At 57.0% G+C, this 24,076-nt stretch carries 13 protein-coding genes and 1 CRISPR repeat array (1 of these 14 cut by a window edge); of the genes, 4 read left to right on the top strand and 9 right to left on the bottom strand.

The features are described 5' to 3' along the window. A CRISPR array of direct repeats spans positions 1-6,074; the repeat unit is 36 nt; unit sequence ATTTCAGTGCTCTTCTGCGAGCCGAAAAATCGGAAA (it extends 9,408 nt beyond the left edge of the window). A gap of 366 nt (positions 6,075-6,440) precedes the next feature. From cas4 to RCAS_RS17025, 9 genes are all read right to left on the bottom strand, one after another. Further along, entirely contained in the window at positions 6,441-7,037 is a 597-nt protein-coding gene (cas4, locus tag RCAS_RS17065; RefSeq protein ID WP_012121780.1) for a CRISPR-associated protein Cas4, read from the bottom strand. Next, positions 7,030-7,287, bottom strand: coding sequence for a CRISPR-associated endonuclease Cas2 (gene cas2 / locus RCAS_RS17060; RefSeq protein ID WP_012121779.1), 258 nt, complete (start codon positions 7,285-7,287; stop codon positions 7,030-7,032). Before cas2 ends, cas4 begins: the two co-directional genes overlap by 8 nt. 79 nt (positions 7,288-7,366) lie before the next feature. Beyond that, on the bottom strand, positions 7,367-8,383 hold the full coding sequence (gene cas1 / locus RCAS_RS17055) for a CRISPR-associated endonuclease Cas1 (protein WP_012121778.1): 1,017 nt from the start codon (positions 8,381-8,383) through the stop codon (positions 7,367-7,369). 592 nt (positions 8,384-8,975) lie between these two features. Then, complete coding sequence (gene cas6, locus RCAS_RS17050; RefSeq protein WP_012121777.1) at positions 8,976-9,932, bottom strand: CRISPR system precrRNA processing endoribonuclease RAMP protein Cas6; 957 nt, start codon at positions 9,930-9,932, stop codon at positions 8,976-8,978. Positions 9,933-9,938: 6 nt separating this feature from the next. Then, a complete protein-coding gene (gene cas3, locus RCAS_RS17045; protein ID WP_232280050.1) occupies positions 9,939-12,251 on the bottom strand; it encodes a CRISPR-associated helicase Cas3' in 2,313 nt (770 codons plus the stop codon). A 4-nt stretch (positions 12,252-12,255) separates the two neighbouring features. Then, complete coding sequence (cas5b, locus tag RCAS_RS17040; RefSeq protein WP_012121775.1) at positions 12,256-12,993, bottom strand: type I-B CRISPR-associated protein Cas5b; 738 nt, start codon at positions 12,991-12,993, stop codon at positions 12,256-12,258. Positions 12,994-13,002: 9 nt separating this feature from the next. Then, entirely contained in the window at positions 13,003-14,094 is a 1,092-nt protein-coding gene (gene cas7i, locus RCAS_RS17035; RefSeq protein WP_012121774.1) for a type I-B CRISPR-associated protein Cas7/Cst2/DevR, read from the bottom strand. A gap of 88 nt (positions 14,095-14,182) precedes the next feature. Further along, a complete protein-coding gene (cas8a1, locus tag RCAS_RS17030) occupies positions 14,183-15,688 on the bottom strand; it encodes a type I-B CRISPR-associated protein Cas8b1/Cst1 (protein WP_012121773.1) in 1,506 nt (501 codons plus the stop codon). Between the two features lie 310 nt (positions 15,689-15,998). Next, complete coding sequence (locus RCAS_RS17025; RefSeq protein WP_012121772.1) at positions 15,999-17,174, bottom strand: CRISPR-associated protein Csx3; 1,176 nt, start codon at positions 17,172-17,174, stop codon at positions 15,999-16,001. A gap of 164 nt (positions 17,175-17,338) precedes the next feature. Between RCAS_RS17025 and RCAS_RS17020 the strand changes: the two genes are divergently transcribed. The 4 genes from RCAS_RS17020 (at position 17,339) to RCAS_RS17005 (ending at position 24,073) form a co-directional block, all read left to right on the top strand. Next, on the top strand, positions 17,339-18,208 hold the full coding sequence (locus RCAS_RS17020) for a CRISPR-associated ring nuclease (protein ID WP_232280049.1): 870 nt from the start codon (positions 17,339-17,341) through the stop codon (positions 18,206-18,208). Between the two features lie 154 nt (positions 18,209-18,362). Continuing rightward, on the top strand, positions 18,363-20,096 hold the full coding sequence (locus tag RCAS_RS17015; protein WP_012121770.1) for a hypothetical protein: 1,734 nt from the start codon (positions 18,363-18,365) through the stop codon (positions 20,094-20,096). 21 nt (positions 20,097-20,117) lie between these two features. Then, positions 20,118-21,746: a Cas10/Cmr2 second palm domain-containing protein gene (locus tag RCAS_RS17010; protein ID WP_012121769.1), complete on the top strand. Its 1,629-nt coding sequence runs from the start codon at positions 20,118-20,120 to the stop codon at positions 21,744-21,746. Next, complete coding sequence (locus RCAS_RS17005; RefSeq protein WP_012121768.1) at positions 21,743-24,073, top strand: RAMP superfamily CRISPR-associated protein; 2,331 nt, start codon at positions 21,743-21,745, stop codon at positions 24,071-24,073. The genes RCAS_RS17010 and RCAS_RS17005 overlap by 4 nt, the downstream gene beginning before the upstream one ends. The last annotated feature ends 3 nt before the right edge of the window (positions 24,074-24,076 follow it).

Here is a 24,076-nt window from a genome sequence, read left to right as displayed (position 1 = left end):
GATGCAAAAATAGAGCGCTTAATGCATTTCAGTGCTCTTCTGCGAGCCGAAAAATCGGAAAGACGGATTGCTTGGACTGTACCCGCACCACGACGGATTTCAGTGCTCTTCTGCGAGCCGAAAAATCGGAAACCAACGATTCAACAGCTTGCCCCGCATCACCCAGCATTTCAGTGCTCTTCTGCGAGCCGAAAAATCGGAAAGTTCGATTTTTTCGGTGAGAAGAAGTTTTGTACTTTTGATTTCAGTGCTCTTCTGCGAGCCGAAAAATCGGAAATTGGCACGCCGGAAGTACTATTGACGACCGTACTTAATTTCAGTGCTCTTCTGCGAGCCGAAAAATCGGAAAGTTTTTCAACAATTACCAAGGCGCCGTGTATTGCGCCATTTCAGTGCTCTTCTGCGAGCCGAAAAATCGGAAAGAAGAGTCACATTTTTGTCCTCCTCATAAGGCATAAGATTTCAGTGCTCTTCTGCGAGCCGAAAAATCGGAAAGCGCACCATAACCGCCGGCGCTTCGGCGTCGTTGGTATTTCAGTGCTCTTCTGCGAGCCGAAAAATCGGAAAGGGTATGATTATCACGTCAGGAATATAAGAGATATGGATTTCAGTGCTCTTCTGCGAGCCGAAAAATCGGAAAGAAGGATAGATGTAAATTGTACATTAGTGTAATCTGATTTCAGTGCTCTTCTGCGAGCCGAAAAATCGGAAAGCTACGTCGATGCTCCAGCGCTGGTGACCGTCCTGAATTTCAGTGCTCTTCTGCGAGCCGAAAAATCGGAAAGCATTTGTGCTTAACCGCCGCGCGCGCGCGGTCGAATTTCAGTGCTCTTCTGCGAGCCGAAAAATCGGAAAAGCAGCGTCGCGTGAGACGCCGGACACGCACGTCAAATTTCAGTGCTCTTCTGCGAGCCGAAAAATCGGAAAGATGACATTCTTGTCAACATGTATTATTCAGTAAAGGTGATTTCAGTGCTCTTCTGCGAGCCGAAAAATCGGAAAGCGGTTTAGTGCCTCCTACCCACAAAGTTCGACCAGCATTTCAGTGCTCTTCTGCGAGCCGAAAAATCGGAAAGCGGAAGTCGCCTTGGAATTGGACAAGGCTCTGAAATTTCAGTGCTCTTCTGCGAGCCGAAAAATCGGAAAGCGCACGATGCGCTTGCCGATCTCATGCCCTCCCTGCATTTCAGTGCTCTTCTGCGAGCCGAAAAATCGGAAATTGAGCGCGTAATCAACTCATCACGCGCCGAACGATTTCAGTGCTCTTCTGCGAGCCGAAAAATCGGAAAGGGTCCGGCGGTGGAAGCAGTACTCGCGCGCGCGCGAATTTCAGTGCTCTTCTGCGAGCCGAAAAATCGGAAAGGTGTATATGCCTGTAGGCGGACGCGTGTGAATGCGTGATTTCAGTGCTCTTCTGCGAGCCGAAAAATCGGAAAGCCGGCGACGCGAATTCGATTCCCTCGATCTTCCATCATTTCAGTGCTCTTCTGCGAGCCGAAAAATCGGAAAGTCCGTCACCAGTTTATACCGTTACGTATACCTTCAATTTCAGTGCTCTTCTGCGAGCCGAAAAATCGGAAATCCGACGACCCCCTCCTCGCCCGCGCGCGCGAGTTTATTTCAGTGCTCTTCTGCGAGCCGAAAAATCGGAAAGTGAGCGTCTTCAGGCCAAGACGCCTTCATGCACGCAATTTCAGTGCTCTTCTGCGAGCCGAAAAATCGGAAACAGGCGCTCCAACCGCGAACGCCGTTCCATGTCATCATTTCAGTGCTCTTCTGCGAGCCGAAAAATCGGAAAGCTGCGGTTACTGATGAGCGTCTCATCAGTGACAGATTTCAGTGCTCTTCTGCGAGCCGAAAAATCGGAAAGCGTCCAATCGCCCGCTTGACCGCCACAAAGACCGAATTTCAGTGCTCTTCTGCGAGCCGAAAAATCGGAAACGTGCTTGCTAACATTCCCGCATCGATCGTCCAGACATTTCAGTGCTCTTCTGCGAGCCGAAAAATCGGAAAACGCAGTGTTGTTGGTCTGACAAGGAATGAGATCAGATTTCAGTGCTCTTCTGCGAGCCGAAAAATCGGAAAGCCAATTTGATCGTCGCCCGCTGGCAAGTACATCGAGCCATTTCAGTGCTCTTCTGCGAGCCGAAAAATCGGAAAGGCCTCGATAAACTCCCGAGTACCTGTCGTGTAGACAATTTCAGTGCTCTTCTGCGAGCCGAAAAATCGGAAAGCCAATCCTCGCCGGTTTAGCACCGTGACGATACCAGCATTTCAGTGCTCTTCTGCGAGCCGAAAAATCGGAAACGGCAGCCTGGCGCTGCCTGCGCTCACCGCGCTGACGCATTTCAGTGCTCTTCTGCGAGCCGAAAAATCGGAAAGCTTATCGTGCGACTCATCGTCGACTCATCCATGATGATTTCAGTGCTCTTCTGCGAGCCGAAAAATCGGAAAGTGATGGATGCGATGTTGTTCGCCGTTGCAGGTTTTGATTTCAGTGCTCTTCTGCGAGCCGAAAAATCGGAAAGTCGGCAGCGGCGCGCTTACGATGTCGAGCATAAGGATTTCAGTGCTCTTCTGCGAGCCGAAAAATCGGAAATTTTCGCGCCTTATAATGGCTCCCAGAGGCCTTTTTATTTCAGTGCTCTTCTGCGAGCCGAAAAATCGGAAATCAGGACTAAACTCCCCGTTTTTTACAAATGCAGCAATTTCAGTGCTCTTCTGCGAGCCGAAAAATCGGAAAGTGCGTGCGTCACTCCATTGACGCTGCACATGTCTGATTTCAGTGCTCTTCTGCGAGCCGAAAAATCGGAAAGAGTTTGGCGGCGTCGATATTCCTGGCGAGGTTCAGGATTTCAGTGCTCTTCTGCGAGCCGAAAAATCGGAAATCAAAGCCCGACAGCCCGCGCGCGGCGTCGAACACATTTCAGTGCTCTTCTGCGAGCCGAAAAATCGGAAATACGTTGGTCTCGGTTTCTGTTTACAACGACGAGGATTTCAGTGCTCTTCTGCGAGCCGAAAAATCGGAAAGGCGGCAGCGTCACCTCGCCCAGGTCGATGAGCAGATATTTCAGTGCTCTTCTGCGAGCCGAAAAATCGGAAAGCCGAATGCGCGATGAGCCGCTGTTGACCGCAGTCGATTTCAGTGCTCTTCTGCGAGCCGAAAAATCGGAAAGACCCGCGTGTCGAGAAATTCGTGCTCGTTTATGACATCATTTCAGTGCTCTTCTGCGAGCCGAAAAATCGGAAACATCGCGTGATGAGCATCGCCGCCGCCGCCGCGGAATTTCAGTGCTCTTCTGCGAGCCGAAAAATCGGAAAGCCGGCGCGGGCGTAGAACACGCCCGGCGTCTTTTGGATTTCAGTGCTCTTCTGCGAGCCGAAAAATCGGAAAGCGGCGGCGATTGGGTTGAGGATACGAACGTTTGGACGATTTCAGTGCTCTTCTGCGAGCCGAAAAATCGGAAACGTTCGGCGACTGGGTGCGCTGGCGCGCCGCAAAAGATTTCAGTGCTCTTCTGCGAGCCGAAAAATCGGAAACTATCCTTACCGGTCAATCGGCGGGCATATTCACATATTTCAGTGCTCTTCTGCGAGCCGAAAAATCGGAAAGGCTGCCAGCCCGTCCTCGCCGTCGTAGAGCGAGGAATTTCAGTGCTCTTCTGCGAGCCGAAAAATCGGAAAGGTGGTGGTGTGTGTGTGGTACTAAAGTACTAGCGGGGATTTCAGTGCTCTTCTGCGAGCCGAAAAATCGGAAAGAGCGCCGCGCCACGCGCCCAGAAGGACGAACCCGGAATTTCAGTGCTCTTCTGCGAGCCGAAAAATCGGAAACGGTGAACGTGGCGATGGGGCTGCTGTCAGTCGCGCATTTCAGTGCTCTTCTGCGAGCCGAAAAATCGGAAATCTTTTGTTGATGAGGAGGTTCGTGATGCCGAATTTATTTCAGTGCTCTTCTGCGAGCCGAAAAATCGGAAAGGTAGCGGAAGAACTGCTGCGACGCGGTGTTGTCGAATTTCAGTGCTCTTCTGCGAGCCGAAAAATCGGAAAGCCGGCGTAATTGAGCAGCACGTCGACGCCGAGCGATTTCAGTGCTCTTCTGCGAGCCGAAAAATCGGAAAGTCGACGCATGTCGTTGACTGCGCCGTGGCACCACGATTTCAGTGCTCTTCTGCGAGCCGAAAAATCGGAAAGATCACGTCGCGCGCGATGTCGCTCGTGCGGACGGGATTTCAGTGCTCTTCTGCGAGCCGAAAAATCGGAAAGAAAAGAAGGGAAGGTTATCCCCCCCTTCATCGCTATATTTCAGTGCTCTTCTGCGAGCCGAAAAATCGGAAAGTTATCCGGGTCGGTTCCAGATCGATGTAAGCATTGAATTTCAGTGCTCTTCTGCGAGCCGAAAAATCGGAAAGCGAGCGCGCTGTTGATGAGGAGCGCGGCGCGGCGTTATTTCAGTGCTCTTCTGCGAGCCGAAAAATCGGAAAGGCGCACGTTGTTCGTCTACGCAAGCGAGGGAGCGGTATTTCAGTGCTCTTCTGCGAGCCGAAAAATCGGAAAGCCTCCTCGACCGCCTCCTCGACCGTCTCCGCGTCGAATTTCAGTGCTCTTCTGCGAGCCGAAAAATCGGAAAGTTAACCATACTGCCCCAATCCCCCCCCCTTTCGCGATTTCAGTGCTCTTCTGCGAGCCGAAAAATCGGAAAGCCTCAGCGCCGGGTTGTCCGCCCAGTGCTCTGCGATTTCAGTGCTCTTCTGCGAGCCGAAAAATCGGAAAGTGCATACGCCCCGCTTTCCGGGCCCGGCAAATCAAGATTTCAGTGCTCTTCTGCGAGCCGAAAAATCGGAAATCGCGTCCTGTCGTGGGCCCCTCTTAACCCCAACCCCATTTCAGTGCTCTTCTGCGAGCCGAAAAATCGGAAAGTTCGATAACCCCCGAGCCGGGCGACACGGCGCTGGCATTTCAGTGCTCTTCTGCGAGCCGAAAAATCGGAAAGTCGCCGTCTTCGACGGCGACCTTGTGGGAACGCAAATTTCAGTGCTCTTCTGCGAGCCGAAAAATCGGAAAGTGCGCCGTGCGTGTAGAGGCTCTTGCCAAGCGCAAATTTCAGTGCTCTTCTGCGAGCCGAAAAATCGGAAAGCGGTTATATACAGTACCAATATCCACTCGTTGATCTGATTTCAGTGCTCTTCTGCGAGCCGAAAAATCGGAAAGCCTGCTGGGCGTCTTGCTGCCTGCGGTGCTGTCCGATTTCAGTGCTCTTCTGCGAGCCGAAAAATCGGAAACCTGCATTTCAGTGAGGAAGGCGTCAACCCGGACAATTTCAGTGCTCTTCTGCGAGCCGAAAAATCGGAAACCGCGATATGGTTGACAAACTGGTTGCCCTTGAGAAATTTCAGTGCTCTTCTGCGAGCCGAAAAATCGGAAAGATGCCGTGTTCGCCGCGCGCCGCGCGGTCCGTCGCGATTTCAGTGCTCTTCTGCGAGCCGAAAAATCGGAAAAGCGGTGCGCTGGCGTCCGGTCGGCGCGGTCGCGAAATTTCAGTGCTCTTCTGCGAGCCGAAAAATCGGAAAGTTAATCCAGTAATAATTAACACACAACCTGATCACGTAATTTCAGTGCTCTTCTGCGAGCCGAAAAATCGGAAAGCGCAGGACGCAGCGCCGGGTTATCCGCCCAGTGCTCATTTCAGTGCTCTTCTGCGAGCCGAAAAATCGGAAAGAATCTGCAAGCGCCTGGATAAGACCGCTTGCGTCCATTTCAGTGCTCTTCTGCGAGCCGAAAAATCGGAAAGTGACGCCGGTCATAGGTCAGAGGAGTACCTATGGCATTTCAGTGCTCTTCTGCGAGCCGAAAAATCGGAAACCTGCAATATTCCCCCCCGGTCTCAGATATGTTGAATTTCAGTGCTCTTCTGCGAGCCGAAAAATCGGAAAGCTGGACACTGGTACGGGTTAGTCGAATTCGAAATATATTTCAGTGCTCTTCTGCGAGCCGAAAAATCGGAAACTGGCTGGCCCAGGCGGCGGATTGGTTCAATCATTATTTCAGTGCTCTTCTGCGAGCCGAAAAATCGGAAAGCCCACTTCCATCACCTCTCTCGTGCGTGTGGATTGTCGTAGTGATAGATCTTCGACGCTCCTGAGCCTTCCTGCTGCGTCGTTGCAACGCTAACATCATAGCATGAATGGGTGCGTTTCGCAACTCGATTCTTGTCTGAAAACCGCGTCAAGTTGCGAAGCATCATTCTTCTCTTTCTGAAGCGGAAAATGCCTGCAAAAATCCTTGACACGCCGATTACAGAAGACGGCGTTTTGAACACGTGACCGGCGAGTTGCGAGAGCGTCGCTGAAAGGCGGGGGTCAGGAGCCAGGGTTACAATGTCTTTTATTCTTACACTTGTAAAGGTGTTGCTCCTCATCCTTAACCCCTGACCCCTTACCTCTTCAGACGACATCGTTACAGAACCGGCGAAATTCACAGACGGCGCACTGTCGGCGTGAGGCGGGCGGCGCAGGCATGCGTTCGTGATCGACTGTTTCGCGGATCGTGGCAACGGTTGTGTACACACGCTCGCGCAGCGCGGCGCTGATTGTCACTGCTTCGGCTTTGTGCTCCGGCATGTGGTAGATGAATCCTCGTTTGACCGGCACGCCCCACGCTTCTTCGATCATGAGCGCATACGCGGTGAGTTGGAGTTTGACGTGCGGACCGGCTTTGCCTTCGGTGCTTTTGTATTCTACGACGATGACTTCGGTTGCGTGCTGTCGGTCGGGCAGGGCGATGACCAGATCGACGCGCCCGCGTAACCCGAGTGTCTCTGAGCGCAGTGGTACATCGAAGAAGCGTTCGCCCTGTTTCAATCCGTAGGTGCGCAGCGAACGCCGCTCCTCGCGCCCACTTTCCGCCCGGTGTTCTTCCATGCCGGCGATCATCAGCTTTGTCATGGGTCGGATGTCGGGCATGCAGTGCTGGTAGTAGACGACGCGCGGGCAGTATGCCCACTGTCGCAGATCGGTCACCTCGAAAGTGCTTTCACTCATGGCTTTCTCCCTGGTTGATAACACGCCGCGCGTTCCAGATGTCGTCCGGGAAGGTGAAGAGTTGGATGTTACCGGCGTTTTTGCCCAATCGCCGCTTCACTTCGGTCATTAATTCGCGCTGATGGGTGCGGCTGAGATTGCCGCTGAAGGCGCTGTACTGAATACGCTGTAAGCCGTAGTCAAGGCAGGCGTCGGCAATCTTCTGTCGCGCGCGGTCGTTGGGAATGTCGTAGATGAGCAGGCAGCGCATAGCGTCACCACCCCATCACAAACGGTCGTTACCTGACTCCCTCTGGATGCTCACCGTCCGGCCACGCACGCGCATAGCGTCACCACCCCATCACAAACGGTTCATAGGTGGGACGTTCGCCGCGCACAAAGGTGGCGATGTGGCGCGCCTGGCATTGGAGAATGTGACGGAGCGGCTGACGCTTGCCTTCGTAGAGCTCAGTGCTGTTCAGGCGTTCGAGGATTTTCTCGGCGATGCGTTTGCGGGTGTCCTCGTCGAGCAGTCCGTCGTCGCGCTGGACAATCTCGAACTGGCGGTTGACCAGCCCGATGAGGGTGCGGTCGACGACTGCCTGGCGAAACTCTTCGATCAGGTCAAGGGTCAGGCTCGGCTTGCCCGGTCGGTCGGCGTGGAGGAACCCGGCATTGGGGTCCAACCCGGCAAGGATCAGGGCAGTGCGCACCTGAGACTGGAGAACGCCGTAGCCGTAGTTGAGCGCCTGATTGAAGCGGTCGCGCGCACCGCGCGTTTCGCGTCCGGGCCAACCGAGGTCGTCGGGAATGATGCGCGCCACGGCTGTCCAGTAGCGCGCGCCGGCCATTCCCTCGAAGCCCATCAGCGCAGCGCGGGTTTCGTCGGTAAGGACGCCGCGCACGGCGCGCAGCGGCGGGAGGGCGTCGAGGATTTCGGTGGCGGTGCGCATCAGGTCGTTGTGCAGGTCCGGGTCGTTCTCTTTGCGATTTTTGGCGGCGTAGCGCAGCATGTTCGCCTGGCTCTGGATTTTGCCGCTGGCGAACGCCTGCGCCAGACGCAATCCGCGCTCGTCGTCACCGGCTCGCAATTGAGCACGGCGGGTGAGCGCCATGCCGGTGATGCCGCTATGCACGAACGTGCCATAGTCGCCGCCGTTGGCGCTGTTGAGGAAGTGGATCGGAATCCCTTCTTCGGCGCAGGCACGCACCACGTCGCTGCTGAGACCGACACCGTCGCTGCAAATGAGGATTTGTTCCAGGTGCATGATCGGCACTTCCGATAGACGTTCCTTCTCTTTCATGACGCGAATGCGCCCCTGGTGCTTTGAGATAAATACGCCGAATTGGTCTACGATGAGGTGCATGAACTGTCTCCTTTGTGAGAATTGAGAACTGAGAACCGAGAACCACGTAACACCTGCAACCGTGTGTACACCACAGAGACACAGGGAGCACGGAGAGACGCACTCCACAAACCTTTCGGGTTTGCCTGTTCAGCCGAAGCCTTTGCGCCTTTCGCTTGCGCCAGCGAGACGCGGTTCCTCATGTACGTCGCACGATACACCTATCACCCGGAATTTGCGCCTTTCGCTTGCGCCAGCGAGACGCGGTTCCAGTCGCTGGTCCGTGGCGCAGACCTCAAGGGTCAGGGTCCTTCTTCCGTCAAGACCCTTGAGGTCGCATACGTCCACACTGGGAGCGTCATACCAAGTACCTGTGACCATCCGGCATGGTCACCCCGAGCAGCGCGAGGGGTCGTGCGCGACCCGCGCCGATTCCGTGCTGCGCTCGGAATGACACGCATGCGACATCGTCAATCGTCATTGGTATCAGTTGTTCCGTTGGAGAGGTTGCGTGATAGACCTCAGTCAACGGTGGAGACCTCACGGGTCGGGGACTCTCACCTTCAACCGTGAGACGTTGCGATGCAACGTCTCTGCGGGTCACGCCCGATGTTCAAGATTCAACGTTGTACCATCCGTCGCCTTTGACGGCGTTTTTGCCGACGTGGACTAGGCTGCCCCAGACGAGGAGTTCACGCAGGGGTCCAAGGTCGCCGGTGAAAACGGCGTCGCCGATGAAGCCGCCGATCGGGGTGCGTTCACCGGTGCGTCGTGAATGGCTGATCACATCGATCCATCTGGTTGTGTCGCGCGCAAGGGTGGCGCCTTCCGCCAATGGTAAGAGGGAACGCGCGTCGGCCACAGGGAGCGGACCATCGCCATACGCAGTGGAGAGGTCGGTCAGGCGAATGCCGAGCCGTTGAACGAGCGGACGCAGCGCCGGACGTTTCACCAGGCGACCGCCGTCGATCAGGCGCATGGGCGACAGGAACCGCAGGGTCAGGCGGTCGGTCGGGAGATTGGCGGCGAACGCTGCGACTTCTGCCGGACCGATAGGAATGCCGGGCGCCTGAACCTGGCGTTGACCGGCGCGGAAGAGTGACTGCTTTGCGCCGGTCAGGGGATTGAAAGCATCGATGGCGGCGAGGCGCACCGCGCCGCGCCGTCCATTGTTTTCCTGGAGGCGCCGTCCCAGCCCCTGAACTTCGATCCCCTGCGCCGCCATGACGAGGTAGGGAAAGAGATCGGCGGCGTGCCCGAACAGCCCCAGCCCGAAGGTCAGGGTTTCCCCCGGCGCATAGCGGCGCGGTTGTGGCGGGCGGGTGACGTAGGGGCGCGGGCGTTGCTCGCCGCCGGTTTCACCGGCGTCGCGCATGGGCGCGACGAGCGCCGCCACCGGGCAGACTGTGAGAAGCGGGCAGTCGGCGCAGGTCGGCGCTGCTTTGTTGGCGCAGAAGCGGTTCAAGAGCGCATTGACGATCGCGCCGCGCACGGCAGCCCCGGCGTTGTCGTCGAGTTCGAGGGGCGTGACGGCGGTGAAGGCCAGGAGGAGGTGGTGAACTGTGAGCATCACACTTCAACTCCAGTCTGGATCATACGTCGTGTCGCCAAATGACAAACCATTGCGCGAGTCGTAGGGAAGGAGCGCTACCCACACTCGTCGCTGCCCGACTTCTTCTGCCGGTCTGATTTTGCCCTGATTGCGCAGGATGGCAAAACGCTGTTTGCTGATGCTGACCAGGTAGTCATTCGCTTCAATAAACCGTTCCTGAACCAGACAATCAACGTATGCCTGTTCAAAACACTGTGGCACGACCTCAACCCCATCAAACATTTGCTCGAAATCATCTTCACGCTGTTCGTCGCTCTGGAATGGGCGTAACCCGTTGATGATCAGCTCGACCTGCTGCGCCATCCGTTGGTAGGCTTCCGTCCATTGCTGGCTGAGCACGGGATCGGCATAGATGTTGTCGAGCCACTGGTTGATTGCCGCTTCGTCGATGATTTCACGGTTATGCTGTTCCAGTTCGGCAAGCGTAACGCGCACGATGTGGCCCGCCTGTTGCGGGTCGCGGTCGCGCCCGTAGACGCCCTGCCCGTCGGTGGGCTGGCGAAAAACGTAGACCGGGCAGATGCCTTTTGCGCCTTTGCGGTTGACCCGCCCGAAGCGTTGCAGAAGCGCTTCAAGCGGCGCCGGATCGGTGTAGATCGTGTCGAGATCGATGTCGAGACTCACCTCAACCACCTGCGTCGCCACGAGCGCCAGCGGCGGTCGTGGCGTGACATTACTACCGCAGCGCGCGCGGATGTCTTGCTCGATGCGGCTGCGGTCGCCATAGGTGAAGCGGCTATGGATCAAGAGTAGTTGATCATCGGTGAGACCGGCTTGCGCGAGCTGATCGCGCAGCGCTTGCGCTCGCGCCACCGTATTCGCGCAGACCAACACTTGCCGGCCCGCCTGCACTTCAGCAACAATCGCGGCGATGGTAGTCGGGTCGATCAATTCGCCGTCGCATAGGAATAGTTGGTGACGACGAAAGTGGGTAAAGATCTCCGGGCAAGCCTGGATCACCGGAACGTCACCAAGTGCCACCGTTAACTGTTTGCGAATAAGCTGGGGAAATGTAGCCGACATCACAAAGAAACGTGCAGCGAACTGCTCGCGTAGATACCGCATCAGACCGGTAATCAGGGCTAGACGTTCCGGTTCGTAAGCGTGAATCTCATCAAACACAAATGCCGCCTGCGCATAATCGGTGAGCATGGCTTCAAACCCACGCAGTTGGAAGAGGGCTTTGAGGAGTTGGTATGGACTGAGCACCTTGAGCGGGCGAGCATGCAGGATGTTCAGGTTTTTCTCCCACTGCACGCGCCGCGCCGCTGCCGACCATTCCTCACCCTCGCGGAAGCGGGCGTAGAGCGCCTGCGCTGCCCGGCCATGCTGCAATCCGACCAGCTCATCGCCAAAGTTCTGCCGCAATCGGTCGTACATTGCATTCATGCTCGCCTGATAGGGCAGAGTGTAAAAGATGCGCGCCGGAGGTGCGGCGCCATCACCGAGTGCCCAATAGAGTGCGGCTTCGGTTTTGCCACTGCCGGTTGGGGCCATGAGCAGCGCCGATTGTCCTTTCATCTCGCCACTTTGCTGTTGGTGGTCGTAGACCTGCTGTCCCTGCGACAAGAGACGTTTGGCCAATGCCGACCACGGTTCGGTGATCGGTGGTGGCACACGATGCAGATGCGCTGAAGCCATATGATCGGCGGTGGTGATCAAGCCACGCAGCAAGATACCGGGTACCCGCGCTGCAGGATCGTTCGCCGCAACCCAATCGTGATAGACCTGCAACCAGTAGCGTACCCGTTTGGGGTTGACCGTCACCGATTGCGGTGTAATCTTCCCCACCACCTCAGCTAACCCCAACGCCTCACGCCAGGGGTTGGCGCATTCCGTCAGCCAGCGTTGAAGATGATCGATCACTTGTGGTTCGAGTTCGTTGCACAGATCAACCAGCGGATCGCGGCGCAGACCCGGTGGATAGGTCTCCGCAATCTCCGGCTCATCGCGGTGATGGGAGACGATTGCCGCGACCAACCAGCGTTGCTCCTCCGGGGTAAAGCCGTCGGCGATGGTATCCACAAACGCCAGCGACAGCACCTCGTGGCGATGGGACCAGGCTTGTCCACCACGCAGCCGCTGCTGGAATCCGCGCGCTGCTTTGCCAAAATCGTGCAGAAACGCCGCCCAGTAGAGGCAGTGCCAGAGTTGCGAACCATTGTCGAGGCGTGGGCGCAGTCGGTACAGATCGGACAATTTGACCAGCACATCCCACGTGTGTGCTGCCAGCGTCTCACCGCCGTACTGCTGACTCTTCGCCAGGATATGGTCCATCCAATCAGGCCATGGCGAGGGCTTCATCATTTGCTCCCACAAACGTGTGAAACCACAATCCCAACGGCACACCACCCGCCGATGGCGCAGTCGGATCGCTCCAGTAGAGCGACGTCTGATCGTCAAAACGCAGCATCTGCGCCGTCGTCACCCGTTGCTGCACGATCAGATAACGGGCAAACACCGGTCGGCGACGGTTGCGGTAATCGATCCAGCGCGGCATCAACGTCACGATGCCGGCCGGGATCTGCGTCGCCATTGTATAGGGCAGGAGGGTATGCTCAAAATAGACATGCTCCGTCTGTTTCAGATCGACCACCTCGATCCGCGTGTAGCCGGCGAGGTCCTGCGAGCGTCCCAGGATAACCGGGTAGCGCGGCGCGCGAAAAGCGTCGATCCAGTCGGGCCGGTTGAGATAGAGCGTCAGTTGCGGAAAGAGCAGGATACGACGCCGGAAGGGATTGACATTCCCTTCCAGCGCCTTGCGCTCGCCGCCGGGCAATTTGCCCGATGCCGCCGAGAGCACATGGATGTGCTCCAGGTCCTCACCCTCGCCGGCAGCCGTGAAATGGTAGGCGAATGCCAGCCCTTCCGGTTCGACCCAGTCGCCCAGCGCGCTGCACACGTGCCCATAGATCGTGGCCGGGGGCGGCAACGGGAAACTGGGCTGCACCCCCAGCATAAAGTGCGGGTAGCGGAAGGAGGTCGTCACTCCTTCGAGCACGATCTTCAGCGCCTGCATGCCCGCCTCCTAATCCATCCATTCGGGGTGCTGATCAAACGACTTCACAAAGGCGGTGAACGCCTCCCGTGGATGGCTCAGGTGAATCGACGGCAATCTGGCGTCGGCGGCGGTCGCATTGTGCTCGGCGACAAACTGCTCAAAACCGGCCCGCGCCTCGTCGAGGTAGCCTTTCACCCATCCCACGTACACCGGTGAGCGGATACCATCGGCAAACACACGCAACGCCTCACGCAGGGCGTCGATCTTGACCTCTGGCAGACCATTGCGATTGGCCCCCACCGTATGATGGAAAATATGATTGCCACCGTTGGTCACGGCGAAGATCACCAGCGCCGGGCTGACATCGGTATAGTGCAACGTCTGCTTCGCTCCACCCTCAAGTTGCGCCATCCCGCTAAACAGCGCCTTCACCCGCGCCAGCCGCTCCGCTTTGGGCAAGCGGTACGACTTCTCTGCCTCTAAATGCTCGGCACCGGGATAGTCGCGGATCAGCTTGAGTCGCTCGTCATCGAGATTGCGAAAACCGGTACGGTTGAGATACGAGAAGGTGCCGCATGCCCACAGATCGAGTGAGAAGAGACCCTTCAAGGTTGTTCGGTAGAACTGGTGCTCATGCGGCACCGGATTCCCCTCGTGGCGCGACATCACGCCGAAATCGTTCGTGAGATTAACCGGCGCAATCGACACCAGCGTGCTGACCCGGAAGGGCGACGCCCGCGTGATCGTGTCTGTCACCGGCGTCGCCTCATCGAGCGTTGTCATCTGCTCACGACTCTTTTTGGCGGTATCCGATTTTCCCGGTGCGCGCATGTAACCAAAGATGTCATCATCCCAATAGAGAATTGGGTTTGCATCGGTGTACGCAATCTTCTCTTCACGGAACATTGGCGACGCTTTCCATGCCGGCACGCGCCGTTCGAGCGTGGTGCGCAGCCAGTAGCGGAAAGCCTGCGCCGAGACATACGGGAAGGCGCCCGCTTTGGTCGTGATGACCTTGACCCCGACGGTGTTCTCCTCACGCTCGCCGGGAATATTGCCGAGATTGTTGAGCGCCGACGCTGGCGCGTCGATCAAGAGCAGACCGGTAACGAAAGCCATGGCAGTGTTCTCCTTATGTTGAAATGTCGGGCTGGTTCGGCAACCGAAGGGTCACGTCAGCAGACGATGGGTTGGTCGAGTGCAAACGTCAGGCTGGTTCGGCAATTGTAACTTCCTCCTCGGAAGGTACAGCATCCGCGTTGTTAGCGATCCAGTCGCGCAATTGCTCGACCATGCGGATGAGCACCAGATCGCGGATCAATCGCCAGTCGGATCGCAGGACCTCTTCACCTTCCATAAAGAGGGTGAGAAAGCTATCGAGATCGAACAGCGTCTCCGCGCCGCCCTTGTAGCGCGTATAATCGATATTGGTCTTGTTGAGCAGCGACAGGAAGTGATCGGTGCGCTGCACGGTAAAGAACTGGCGAAAGAAGCGTTTGCCGCCCTGAGCGCGCGTATAGTCGGCCAGTTTATCGCCCAGTTCCTTCAATTTGGCTACCCGGTCATCGGTCATCAGCATTACCTCCTGCACAAAGAGTTCAACGAGGGTCCATGAAACAAGATCGACTTCGCGGCGTGGCGAATAGGCGCGCCGCGGGTCATCCGCCGGACGACGCAGATCGGGAATGCGCAGAAAATAGGTGCGCACAAAGCGCGCCGCCTGCGCTGGCAGGGTAAAGAGGTCTTCGAACAGATAATTGAAGCGCGGCTCTGTTGGTTCCGTCGCCTTTCCTCGCTTGCCCGCCGCTGCCGGGCGCTGCCAGCTGCGCGCGACCAGTTCATTCCAGAGCGCGCGATACGTGGGAGTGTGAACAGCGCTCAGAAAACCGGTGATCTGTAATGGCAAGTAGTAGATTTCGAGCGAGGGCGATTGACTATTGTTGAAATAGTAGGCCGTGATGGCCGGCCGGTGTTGGCGCCGCCACTCCTCCTGCGCCTGCCGCGTTTGAATGGCATTGAGCGTTTCGATCAACAACGTCTTCAAGCTACGCGGTGATCCGGGCAGCTTCTCTTCACCGGCTGCCTGCGCTTTGGTGACATCGGCGAGATTACGCTGCAAAAACTGCCCGGCAAACTCAATTGTCAATGCTTCATCATCACAGTGCACCGCCAGCAGCCCGCCGCCAACCTTGGCGCAGCCCAACGGCATCGCCTGGAGCGCCAGAATCGCCTCCGGCGCCATCGGCAATCCTGGATCTCCGTTGGTGAAGAAGTTGATCGAGTCATCACCCTGCAACAGGGGCATTTGCGCCCGCCCAACCCGACCTGGTTGCAGTTTGCCCGACAACTCGAGCGCCGCTGCCGGAAGTCCGGTGAAGAGGCAGGTTTCGAGCGACTCAGCAGCCTGCGCCCACTGGCGCAGGTGTCGATCCGCCCAATACGTGCGTTTCTGCTGCGCTTCGTTCTTCTTGTTAGGGTCATCAAACCGATCAGGGTTGAACGCCGATTGGGCGAACCATGCATTGCTGGTGAACGCCACCGTTAGAAAACTGCGCAACGGCTGGCGCACGTAGTTGGTCTCGATATAATCGACGACCTTTTGAAAATCATCTGCTGTCAGATCGGCAAAGCGACGCTTGCAGGTCAAAGCGCACATCGTGGCAAAGCCGACATCGATGAAGGGATGGCCGGTGTACGCTATCGGGTTTGGCATGGTGTTATCTCCTTTTTAGCATGAAGATAAGACCTCGTTGGCGCTTTGATTTCATCTGTGGGCGCGCGCCCGGCAGAGGCGCCCTTCCGTGGGGCCTCTGCCGACCACCACGGGCGCACCTGCTCTTTCGTCTCTTCTACCTTACCATACGTTATTGTCGCAAATGTGACGTGTGCGCCGAGGAGGACATCGGTTATCCGGTTGATCGACGGTCAGACGGTGCAACGCATTGCTATCATGGCTCGAACCTTGTCCCATTGCGCGACCTCGTGTATAATTGCGACGCTGTGCCAGAGCGGTCTTCATCTGATTACCCCGAACGATGCTCTGGATTCCAGTTGCCCCGAAGCGCAACCAGCGATCCCGGACGATGCTCCTGCACCCTGCTTGTGACGACAATGCCGTTCGTGTATTCCTGCGCCTGGACGATTGCCAGCCACGGATGATGGCGGTAGGCAAGCGCCGCGCCGACGGTCAACCAGTGTGGAATCTTGCCGCTGAGCACTATGCCGCGCTGTGGGTCGCACGCCGGCAGTGTTGTGCCGTCGATTTCGTGGTAGTCGAGGTATGGCATTCCGGGTTGCATCTCAATCCAGGTCCATTCGGAGGTTGTGGTGATCTGCCATGAAACCGCATCAGGCGCCGCCGATGATGCGCAAGTCAATGAAACGGGAGGTTGCCATCCCAGGCGGGGGTCGAACAGGAAGACCGTGTTTGGCGCTGCGCGCAGCGCCAGCGCGGCGTACAACCAGTTCGGTCCCCGTCCGTAGATGGAAAGGGCTGTGTCCGGCACTTCATTGAGGGCGAATGGCAGATCATCGGGTTGCCAGCGCCGTTCGCGTTCCGGCAATCCGATCCGGCGCGCGAGGTGATCAATATCGATCACCAGTTCGGTAGGGGCGTGCGACAGGTGGTACGCTTTCAGTTCAACATCGGTGTAGCTCAAAACCTGCTTCAACCGCTGTGCCAGCGCCAGCGCCACAGGTCCGACGGCGCCGGTATGACGTTCGAGCCTGCCGATCTGCCCGCGCAACACCGGCGCGTCGGCGTCGATGCGGTCGGCGCCGTCGAGGACGGAATGGAGTTCTGCGATAATCGCCAGCCCGTGGCGTTCGGCGCGCTCGCGCCATTCTGTCAGCCCCGCGACTGTGGCGGAAATGAGGACGGCATGGGTGCAATGGTCGAAGATGCGCTCCTGATCGCGCGTCGGTTTTCCGCCGGCATCGACGATCAGCGGCAAATGGCGTTGCGCTAAGTCGCGGCAGACCCGATCGACAAAGTTGGCGCTGAACGATCCTTTCTGCCGCAGCAGTCGCACCGTTTCGGGAGGCGCTTCCTGGCTCCAGTCGCCTTCGCCGTCGGGGCAGGCGCGCAACACGTAATGTTCCACGCGCTGCCGGCGCAACTCTTGTGTGAGAAGGTATGTCAGCACCGACTTGCCGCTATGCGGCGGACCGCCGATGAGAATGGCAGGGAATGGGTTCACAGGCGACTCCTGGTGAATGGAACACGGATGGAACGGATAGGGATGGATCCGCGCGGATCGGGAGGGGGCGCGCCTCGCGTTCTACCCCGCTGAGGAGTGAGGATAGCGCGTGATCGACCGCACATCCATCGCGCGCTGATCACATGGGAGCAAGCATGCAGCCAATGACCGACGCCGGCGCCACGCTGGTGGCGACGCTGGGAGGGCAGCCGCAAATCGTGACCTTTGCCCTCGACGCTCTGATCGCGCAGGGTGAAATCATCACCGATGTCTACCTCATCCATTTGTCGCTCAACAACCTGCGCACGCGGCACGCATTGCAGCGCCTGCAACAGGAATTTCTCGACGATCACTATGCCGGACGGCGCTGCCGACTGCGCCGCGTCCCTCTTCGCGCGAACGGCTCGGAACTGACCGACATCCGCGCAGCAGCGGACGCCGAGGCGGCGTGGCAATGCATCCGCGACCTGATAGCCGACCTCAAACGTGAAGGGAGGCGGCTGCACCTCTGTCTCAGCGGCGGTCGGCGCATGCTGGCGCTGCTGGCGATGTCGGCGGCTGCGCTGCTCTGCGACCACCAGGACCGCATCTGGCACATGCACACGCCGGAAGCAACGTTGCAACGGGTCAAAGATAGTGCACTGATGCACGTGACACCTGCCGACGGCGTACAGTTGATTCAGGCGCCACTGGCGCCGTGGGGCGCCTATTTTCCGGCGTTGCGCGCCCTGGCGCAGACGCCAATGCAGGCGGTGGAGACGCAGTTGCGGCGCATTGTCGCCGTTGATGAGCCACAGTGTCGCCAGGTGTGGGAGCGGCTCACCATGCGCCAGCGCGACGTGCTGTGCGCCTTTGCCCGGGGGTTGCGCCCGGATCAGGTCGCCGATGCGTTGTCGATTTCGTTGAGCACCGTCAATACGCACAAAACTGCCATCCTGGCTGAGTGCCGTGTTGCATGGGAACTTGCGGACGACGAATCGCTCGACTATCGCTTTATCCGCGAGCGTTTTGCCATGTTTATAGAGGGAGTATAGCAGCCGTTCAACCGATTCGCATCAGCAGAAATGATGAGGAAAAGTCAGCAGGAGTGGGGATGAGCAGCACCGATGACAGTGATAAGGTAGACTGCATTAGCTGATCAGACTGCTCAATCGGTGTACGTCATGAGTATCTGCAAGCGAGGAGTGTATGGGTGGCAAGTGTGATGTTGACAATTTGAGGGAACAGACACGCAAATACTGGAAGAATAACCCCGACTATGAGCATTATCTTCAGCAATTGCTGGGTTGCGAACTTAAGATAGCTGCTCAAGAACCTGATCGGCTACACGGTGTTGACTGGCCCGTGCATACCTTAGCGCTGACCGTCGGTGAGTCGTTTGAGCCTCTGTTGCAGGTTGTTTGCGTGTTGAAGCCGAAGCGGGTAGTGTTGGTATTGAATACATCGTATAGCGGGACACCGGGCATCGATCATGGTACGCTGCTTAAGCAGTATATGCTGAGCCTGAAGCAGGCTCCTCTCCCTGAACAGTTCCGTCCCGATTTGGCGGACAATAGTTTTGAACTGATCGAACTGCCCAAAGATACGCCCACCCACGTTTTCCGCACTCTCTGCAAAGCGTTCCAAAAACAGGAAGCCCAACCTCCGGCAGGTTACACCAACGTCGTAGACATTACCGGCGCTAAGAAGAGTATGGTGGTGGGCGCATTTCTCTACGCGGCTCATTCGGGTCTGCCGATCACCTATGTTGATTTTGATGAGTATGACCGTGATTGGCACCGACCCTATGGCTTTACCTGTCGCATTGGCGCCGTTGCCAATCCCTACGCAGCCTTCCACCTGCGTGACTGGGAGCAGGTGCGGCGGTTGTACGAAAGCTACAGCTTCCGCAATGCACTGGTTTTGTTGGGGACGAAGCACAGCCCCGATCGTCAGGGGAATGGTATCCTCGGCGCGATGTCGCAAACTCTGGACGTTACTGCCAACCGCGAGTCGCTGTTTGAGCCGCGTGATCTGGAGAAGGTAGAGCGTTTGGCCGAGTTGCTCAGAATGTATGAAGAGTGGGAAAACGGCAATTACGCCGTTGCTAAGAAGCTGCGAGATTCCTTCAATCCGCCGTTGCCCGATGATGTGGCGCCGTGGAGCATTGATGTCTTAGGTCCGATTTGGCCCAATGTGTCCGCAGCAACGACCGCAACCAAGGCGGCGCAGCAGTTGCTGGATGAACACCTGAAGTTGAAACATGGCGATCCCGCCCCTACTCATTCGCTGTTTGCCCAACCAGAACCGCTGCTGGCGTATGTGAGCGATGAGCTGGCGAAGATCGAGCGGTTGATTACGAAGAATGAAGATTACCGTTCGGCGTATTTGCGGGCAGCCGCTCTGGACGAGTTTCTCTTGAAGGCGCGGCTATGTATTGCTTGGCTCAAAGATAGCCTCGTCCTGAAGGACAATAGCGGGTCAACGAGCAAAGTGAGTGATTTATCTGATGCCGATCAGATCAAAGGTTTCAAACTTCTCGCCGATCACAGTGGGGCTGGGGCAATGCGAGACGTATTGGTGAGAGTCAACCCGCTTAACCTGCGACAGATTGGAAAAGAAATTGTGTCGGGTTGTCCTTCACTCAATAAGTATTGGAACCGCAAAGCGCTCGATTTTTCTCACAAGAATTATCAGGGTTTCACCAAACTGCGCGGTGAAGCCATTCATACCCATCTGTACCTTCCTCGTTCTGTTGCCGAGGCCGCGTTGGATTGGGTAAAGGCTGCTGTGGATGAGTTTATCCAAAAATGGTTAGAGCATTTCTATCCAGGTATGGTTGCTGCTGCTACAGGAAGGAAAGAGCGAGTCGCAGCGCCTTCGTGGTCGCGTTTGGTTGAGGTATGCGATCTGACATTCCTACCACCTGGTCTGCGCCAATAAATAATAATTGGAGGTCCACCTATGCGCTACCTCTTGGCTGCCGAGGCCGATAAGATTCAGGATTTCATCTTTCGCTCTTCGCGCTTGCGCGAAGTGGTCGGGGCGAGTCAGTTGCTGACTCGCTTCTGCCGTAGCGTCGAAGATACCGTGGCGAAGCAGTACAACGGTCAGGTTGTAGTCAATGACGGCGGTAGTTTCCGGGTGATCTTTAACGATCGAAATGACGCGGTTGCTTTCGGCGTCGATCTGGCTGAACGCTACCGGCTGGCGTTGGGTGGCAGCCTGACAGTTGCTGAGCCTGTAGCGATGAACAGTGATTTCCGCACGGCCAATGATGAAGCCGGTACAAAGTTGCGCTGGGCGAAGAGTCATCGGCAGGGAGTAGTAGCCGAAGTGCATATGCCGTATGTCGCATTCTGCGAGTCGTGTGGCGTGGGGTTGGCGGAACGGCGTGATCGGCTGGCGGGAAGGAACGCTTCCCGCCACAGGTATCTGTGTGCGACCTGTCAGATCAAAGCAACCGAGCGTGATCGTGGTCTGCGCGAATTCCTTGGTGGAGTGTACGATCCTTATGCTAAGGAAGCGGCAATTCCTGCCCACATTGAACCCGATTGGCCCGAAGACGCTGATGCTATTGCCGTTTTTGACCTGAGTAAACGAAACTACGTAGCCTATTTGGTGGCCGACGGCAACGGTATGGGTCAATTATTCGGCAGTTGTGACCAGGGGCAGCTCCAGAACCTTTCGCAAGGTCTATCAACGGTGCTGAGTGAGAGTCTGGCCGTTCCGATGATTGAGTTCCGCAAGCAAGTTCCGGCACAGGCGACGATGATGCCGATGCTTCCGCTCATTCTCGGTGGTGACGATCTCTTTGCGCTCATCCCGGCGTCGTATGCGCTCGATATTGCCCGTCGCTTCTGCCTCGAATGGGAAAAGCGCATGCAAAATCTGATAAATAAGATAAATCTGTGCAATGTGCCTCGCCCGACGATTGCCGCGGCAGTGGTGATTTGCAAGCGTACCTATCCGTATGCGCTGGCCCATCGCCGGGCCGAAGCTTGGCTGGAGGATGCCAAGCGCCAGAGCAAATTGCTGGCTGCCAGGACGAACGAGCATCTATCGGCGGTCAATTTCGAGGTCATTTTGGGCAATCGGTTGGCGGGTATGGCCGAGGCAGACGGTGATCAGGTCATCCGGCGCTCGTTACGTCCGTATTGGGTCGCAGAGCACGATCTCTCGGAAGACGCCTTGCTGCGCGGGATCGACCTCAAGCATCTGCTGGCGCAGCGCTATGCCCTGAAAGATCTTCCCCGGAAGCGTCTGGCCGAATTGCGCCGTTGTTTTGCCGAGGTGCAGACGGATATTCCTGTGCAGCAGCGTACCCAAAACTTAGAACGGTGGACGCAGCATCGGCTCGAATGGATTTTGGAGCGATTGAGTGCAGTTTCACGTTCGGCGGTAGTCGATGCGCTTAAGGTGCTGGGCAAGCCCAAGAACAACGGGAATGGCGCTCACTATTGGCGCAGTATCACGCGCGATAACCGAGATGTGGTCGCCCATGGCATGCCCGATCTGCTGGAAGTTTGGGAGTTTGCGCAGGAGTTGAGTCATAACCCCGACGATTATGAACCGCAGGAGGACGAGGCATGAGTATCCGTCTCGAATTCGAGATCGAGTTCAAAAGCGATTACCACATCGGCGCCGGTTATGGTCTCGGTCTGCAAGTTGACTCGGTCCTACTCCGCGACGCCGACGGCGTACCGGTAATCCGCGGCACGGTGCTGGCCGGTCTCCTGCGCGAAAGTTTAACCACTCTGCTGACACTGCAAGTGTTTGCGTCCGATCAACATGTAGTGGATACGATCTTCGGTTCGCTCGCCCGCCAAAAGCGTTGGCGTATCTCTTCTGCACGACCTGCGGGTATGATGACACCGCTCGTGCCATCGGACGTGTGGAGTGCGGGCAAAACGGCGGCGCAGATTACAACGCGCGTGCGGGTCAATCCTCGCACACGTCGGGCCGAGAAAAATAAACTGTTCACCCGTGAGGAGGGTGATGGCAGCTTGCGCTTCCGCTTCGTGGCCGAGTGCCAGAATGATGATGCCGATGCGCAGCGCGAGGCTGAATGGCTCGTCGCCGCTGCACGCATGCTGCGTAATCTTGGCGCCGGCAAGCGTCGTGGCTATGGTGAGTGCGAGATTCATCTTGTTGATCGAGCGCAGGAAACCGCATTTCTGGATCGATTGGCCAGGCGGTTAAGAGGTGAACATGGCGCAGAACCTGCCTTGCCTGCCGGTGCAATCAACATCAGGCCGCTTCCGTTGCCCCCCAATCCCAACCATCATACCTATCGCTTGCGCGTTCTCATGCGGCTTGACGAACCGTTACTGATCGCTCGTCGGGTCGAAGCCGGTAATCAGTACGAGACGCTCGACATCATTCCCGGCAGTGTGCTGCGCGGCGCGCTGGCGTGGCGTGCGGCGAAGCGTCTGGGACAGCAACTTCAGGGGTCGGTATACCAGGATTTTGTCAATCTGTTCTGGCGGGATACGGTGCGTTTCTCGATGTTGACTCCGGTAGAAGTGTCTCGGCAAGCTAGTGGTTATCCCACCATAATTGCCCCGCGCGATCTGCTAACGTGTGAATTGCATCCGGGTTTTACTAAGCCCAGCGAGGACGATGGATGCGGCGTTTGGAGCAGGTTCGAGTCAGTGTCAGAGACCTGTCCGGTATGTGTCACAGATCATGGGGCGGCGAAACTGGAAACGCTCGGTGGCTTCATTTCACTGGTCAGAAATATGCCGCGTTCCAGGCACAAACCGTCCACGATGGTGGAAATGCATATTCGCATCGATCCTGACAGTGGTCGGGTGCGCACCGGCGATCTGTACGGGTACGTAGCTTTAGAGCCGGGTCAGTATTTTGTCGGTGAGGTAACCTGTACGGATGCGAACATCTGGGACGCGCTGCGAACGATGGCCAATCTTCAACCAAATGGTGCGGTAAACGAACTGCACCTCGGTAAAGCCACCCAACGCGGCTATGGTAAAGTCAGCGCCGTGTTTCAGAAAATCGACGAACCGCTGTTCAGCTTGCAGTCACTCACAGAACGCCTCACGTCAACGGAGCATGTCACGATGCTATTGTTGAGTGATGCGATTATCGTCGATCCGTGGGGACGTTTCTGGCGTGGGTTCGATGCCGCATGGCTAAAGCGCGAGTTGCAGTTGCCGAATGGCGCAGCAGTCTCGATTGATTGCAACCAGAATGGCGAGGCGCTGGCGTTTTCAGCGGTGCGGACGGTGGACTCCTTCAATGCCACGTTAGGTTTGCCGCGCGCGCGAGATATTGCCATCGTTGCCGGTTCCAGTGTACGCCTGAGTTTCAAGGGAATCCCGTTGGATGACCTGCGACAGCGTCTGGGGGAGGTAGAGGCGCAGGGTATCGGTCTCCGCCGCAATGAGGGCTTCGGTTGTGTTGCGTTCAATCATCCGGTCTACCGTCAACTTCAAGGGATCACCAGTCCGATGCTCGATCTCACCCCGTTGCAGATGGCGTCTGCCGAGCAGTCGCCCCCGTTTGTGGCCGTGCTTGCTTTCACCCGCGAGTGGGAGGAAAAGCTCGAAGCGGAAGCAACATCCTTCGCTTGTTTCAACGATGGGCGTTTTGAGACGATTGCTCGGCTGTTACATGTTTCTCAGCACACCTCGGTTGATGCCATCAAGCAGGATTTACAACGGTCAGGGAATGCAGAGAACCTCCTCGGCAAATCGTTGTCCGGCCGCGACAAACCGAATTTCTTCACGGCTGACGGGAAGCGCGGTATGGATGTGATCGATAAGCTGCTGGATGCGTTGGTAGACGAACTCAAGCAACACAAGTTGGACCACAATCCGCAGGCATGGCGCATAGGTTTGCAGATGCTGGCTGCCCGGATCGCTGCGCCTGCCCGCCAGAAGGCTGAAGAGAGGAGATAGCCG

The sequence above is a fragment of the Roseiflexus castenholzii DSM 13941 genome, assembly GCF_000017805.1.
Lineage (GTDB): Bacteria > Chloroflexota > Chloroflexia > Chloroflexales > Roseiflexaceae > Roseiflexus > Roseiflexus castenholzii.
The sequence above is the reverse complement of the archived record's forward strand: the minus strand, read 5'-3'. Positions and strand labels throughout refer to the sequence as shown.

What these genes read in the sequence shown, in the direction of transcription:
- cas4 (WP_012121780.1), bottom strand. Translation starts at nt 7,037, where the DNA reads ATGAGTGAAAGCACTTTCGAGGTGACCGATCTGCGACAGTGGGCATAC.
- cas2 (WP_012121779.1), bottom strand. Translation starts at nt 7,287, where the DNA reads ATGCGCTGCCTGCTCATCTACGACATTCCCAACGACCGCGCGCGACAG.
- RCAS_RS17015 (WP_012121770.1), top strand. Translation starts at nt 18,363, where the DNA reads ATGGGTGGCAAGTGTGATGTTGACAATTTGAGGGAACAGACACGCAAA.
- RCAS_RS17020 (WP_232280049.1), top strand. Translation starts at nt 17,339, where the DNA reads ATGACCGACGCCGGCGCCACGCTGGTGGCGACGCTGGGAGGGCAGCCG.
- RCAS_RS17010 (WP_012121769.1), top strand. Translation starts at nt 20,118, where the DNA reads ATGCGCTACCTCTTGGCTGCCGAGGCCGATAAGATTCAGGATTTCATC.
- RCAS_RS17005 (WP_012121768.1), top strand. Translation starts at nt 21,743, where the DNA reads ATGAGTATCCGTCTCGAATTCGAGATCGAGTTCAAAAGCGATTACCAC.
- cas3 (WP_232280050.1), bottom strand. Translation starts at nt 12,251, where the DNA reads ATGGACCATATCCTGGCGAAGAGTCAGCAGTACGGCGGTGAGACGCTG.
- cas5b (WP_012121775.1), bottom strand. Translation starts at nt 12,993, where the DNA reads ATGCAGGCGCTGAAGATCGTGCTCGAAGGAGTGACGACCTCCTTCCGC.
- cas6 (WP_012121777.1), bottom strand. Translation starts at nt 9,932, where the DNA reads ATGCTCACAGTTCACCACCTCCTCCTGGCCTTCACCGCCGTCACGCCC.
- cas7i (WP_012121774.1), bottom strand. Translation starts at nt 14,094, where the DNA reads ATGGCTTTCGTTACCGGTCTGCTCTTGATCGACGCGCCAGCGTCGGCG.
- cas8a1 (WP_012121773.1), bottom strand. Translation starts at nt 15,688, where the DNA reads ATGCCAAACCCGATAGCGTACACCGGCCATCCCTTCATCGATGTCGGC.
- cas1 (WP_012121778.1), bottom strand. Translation starts at nt 8,383, where the DNA reads ATGCACCTCATCGTAGACCAATTCGGCGTATTTATCTCAAAGCACCAG.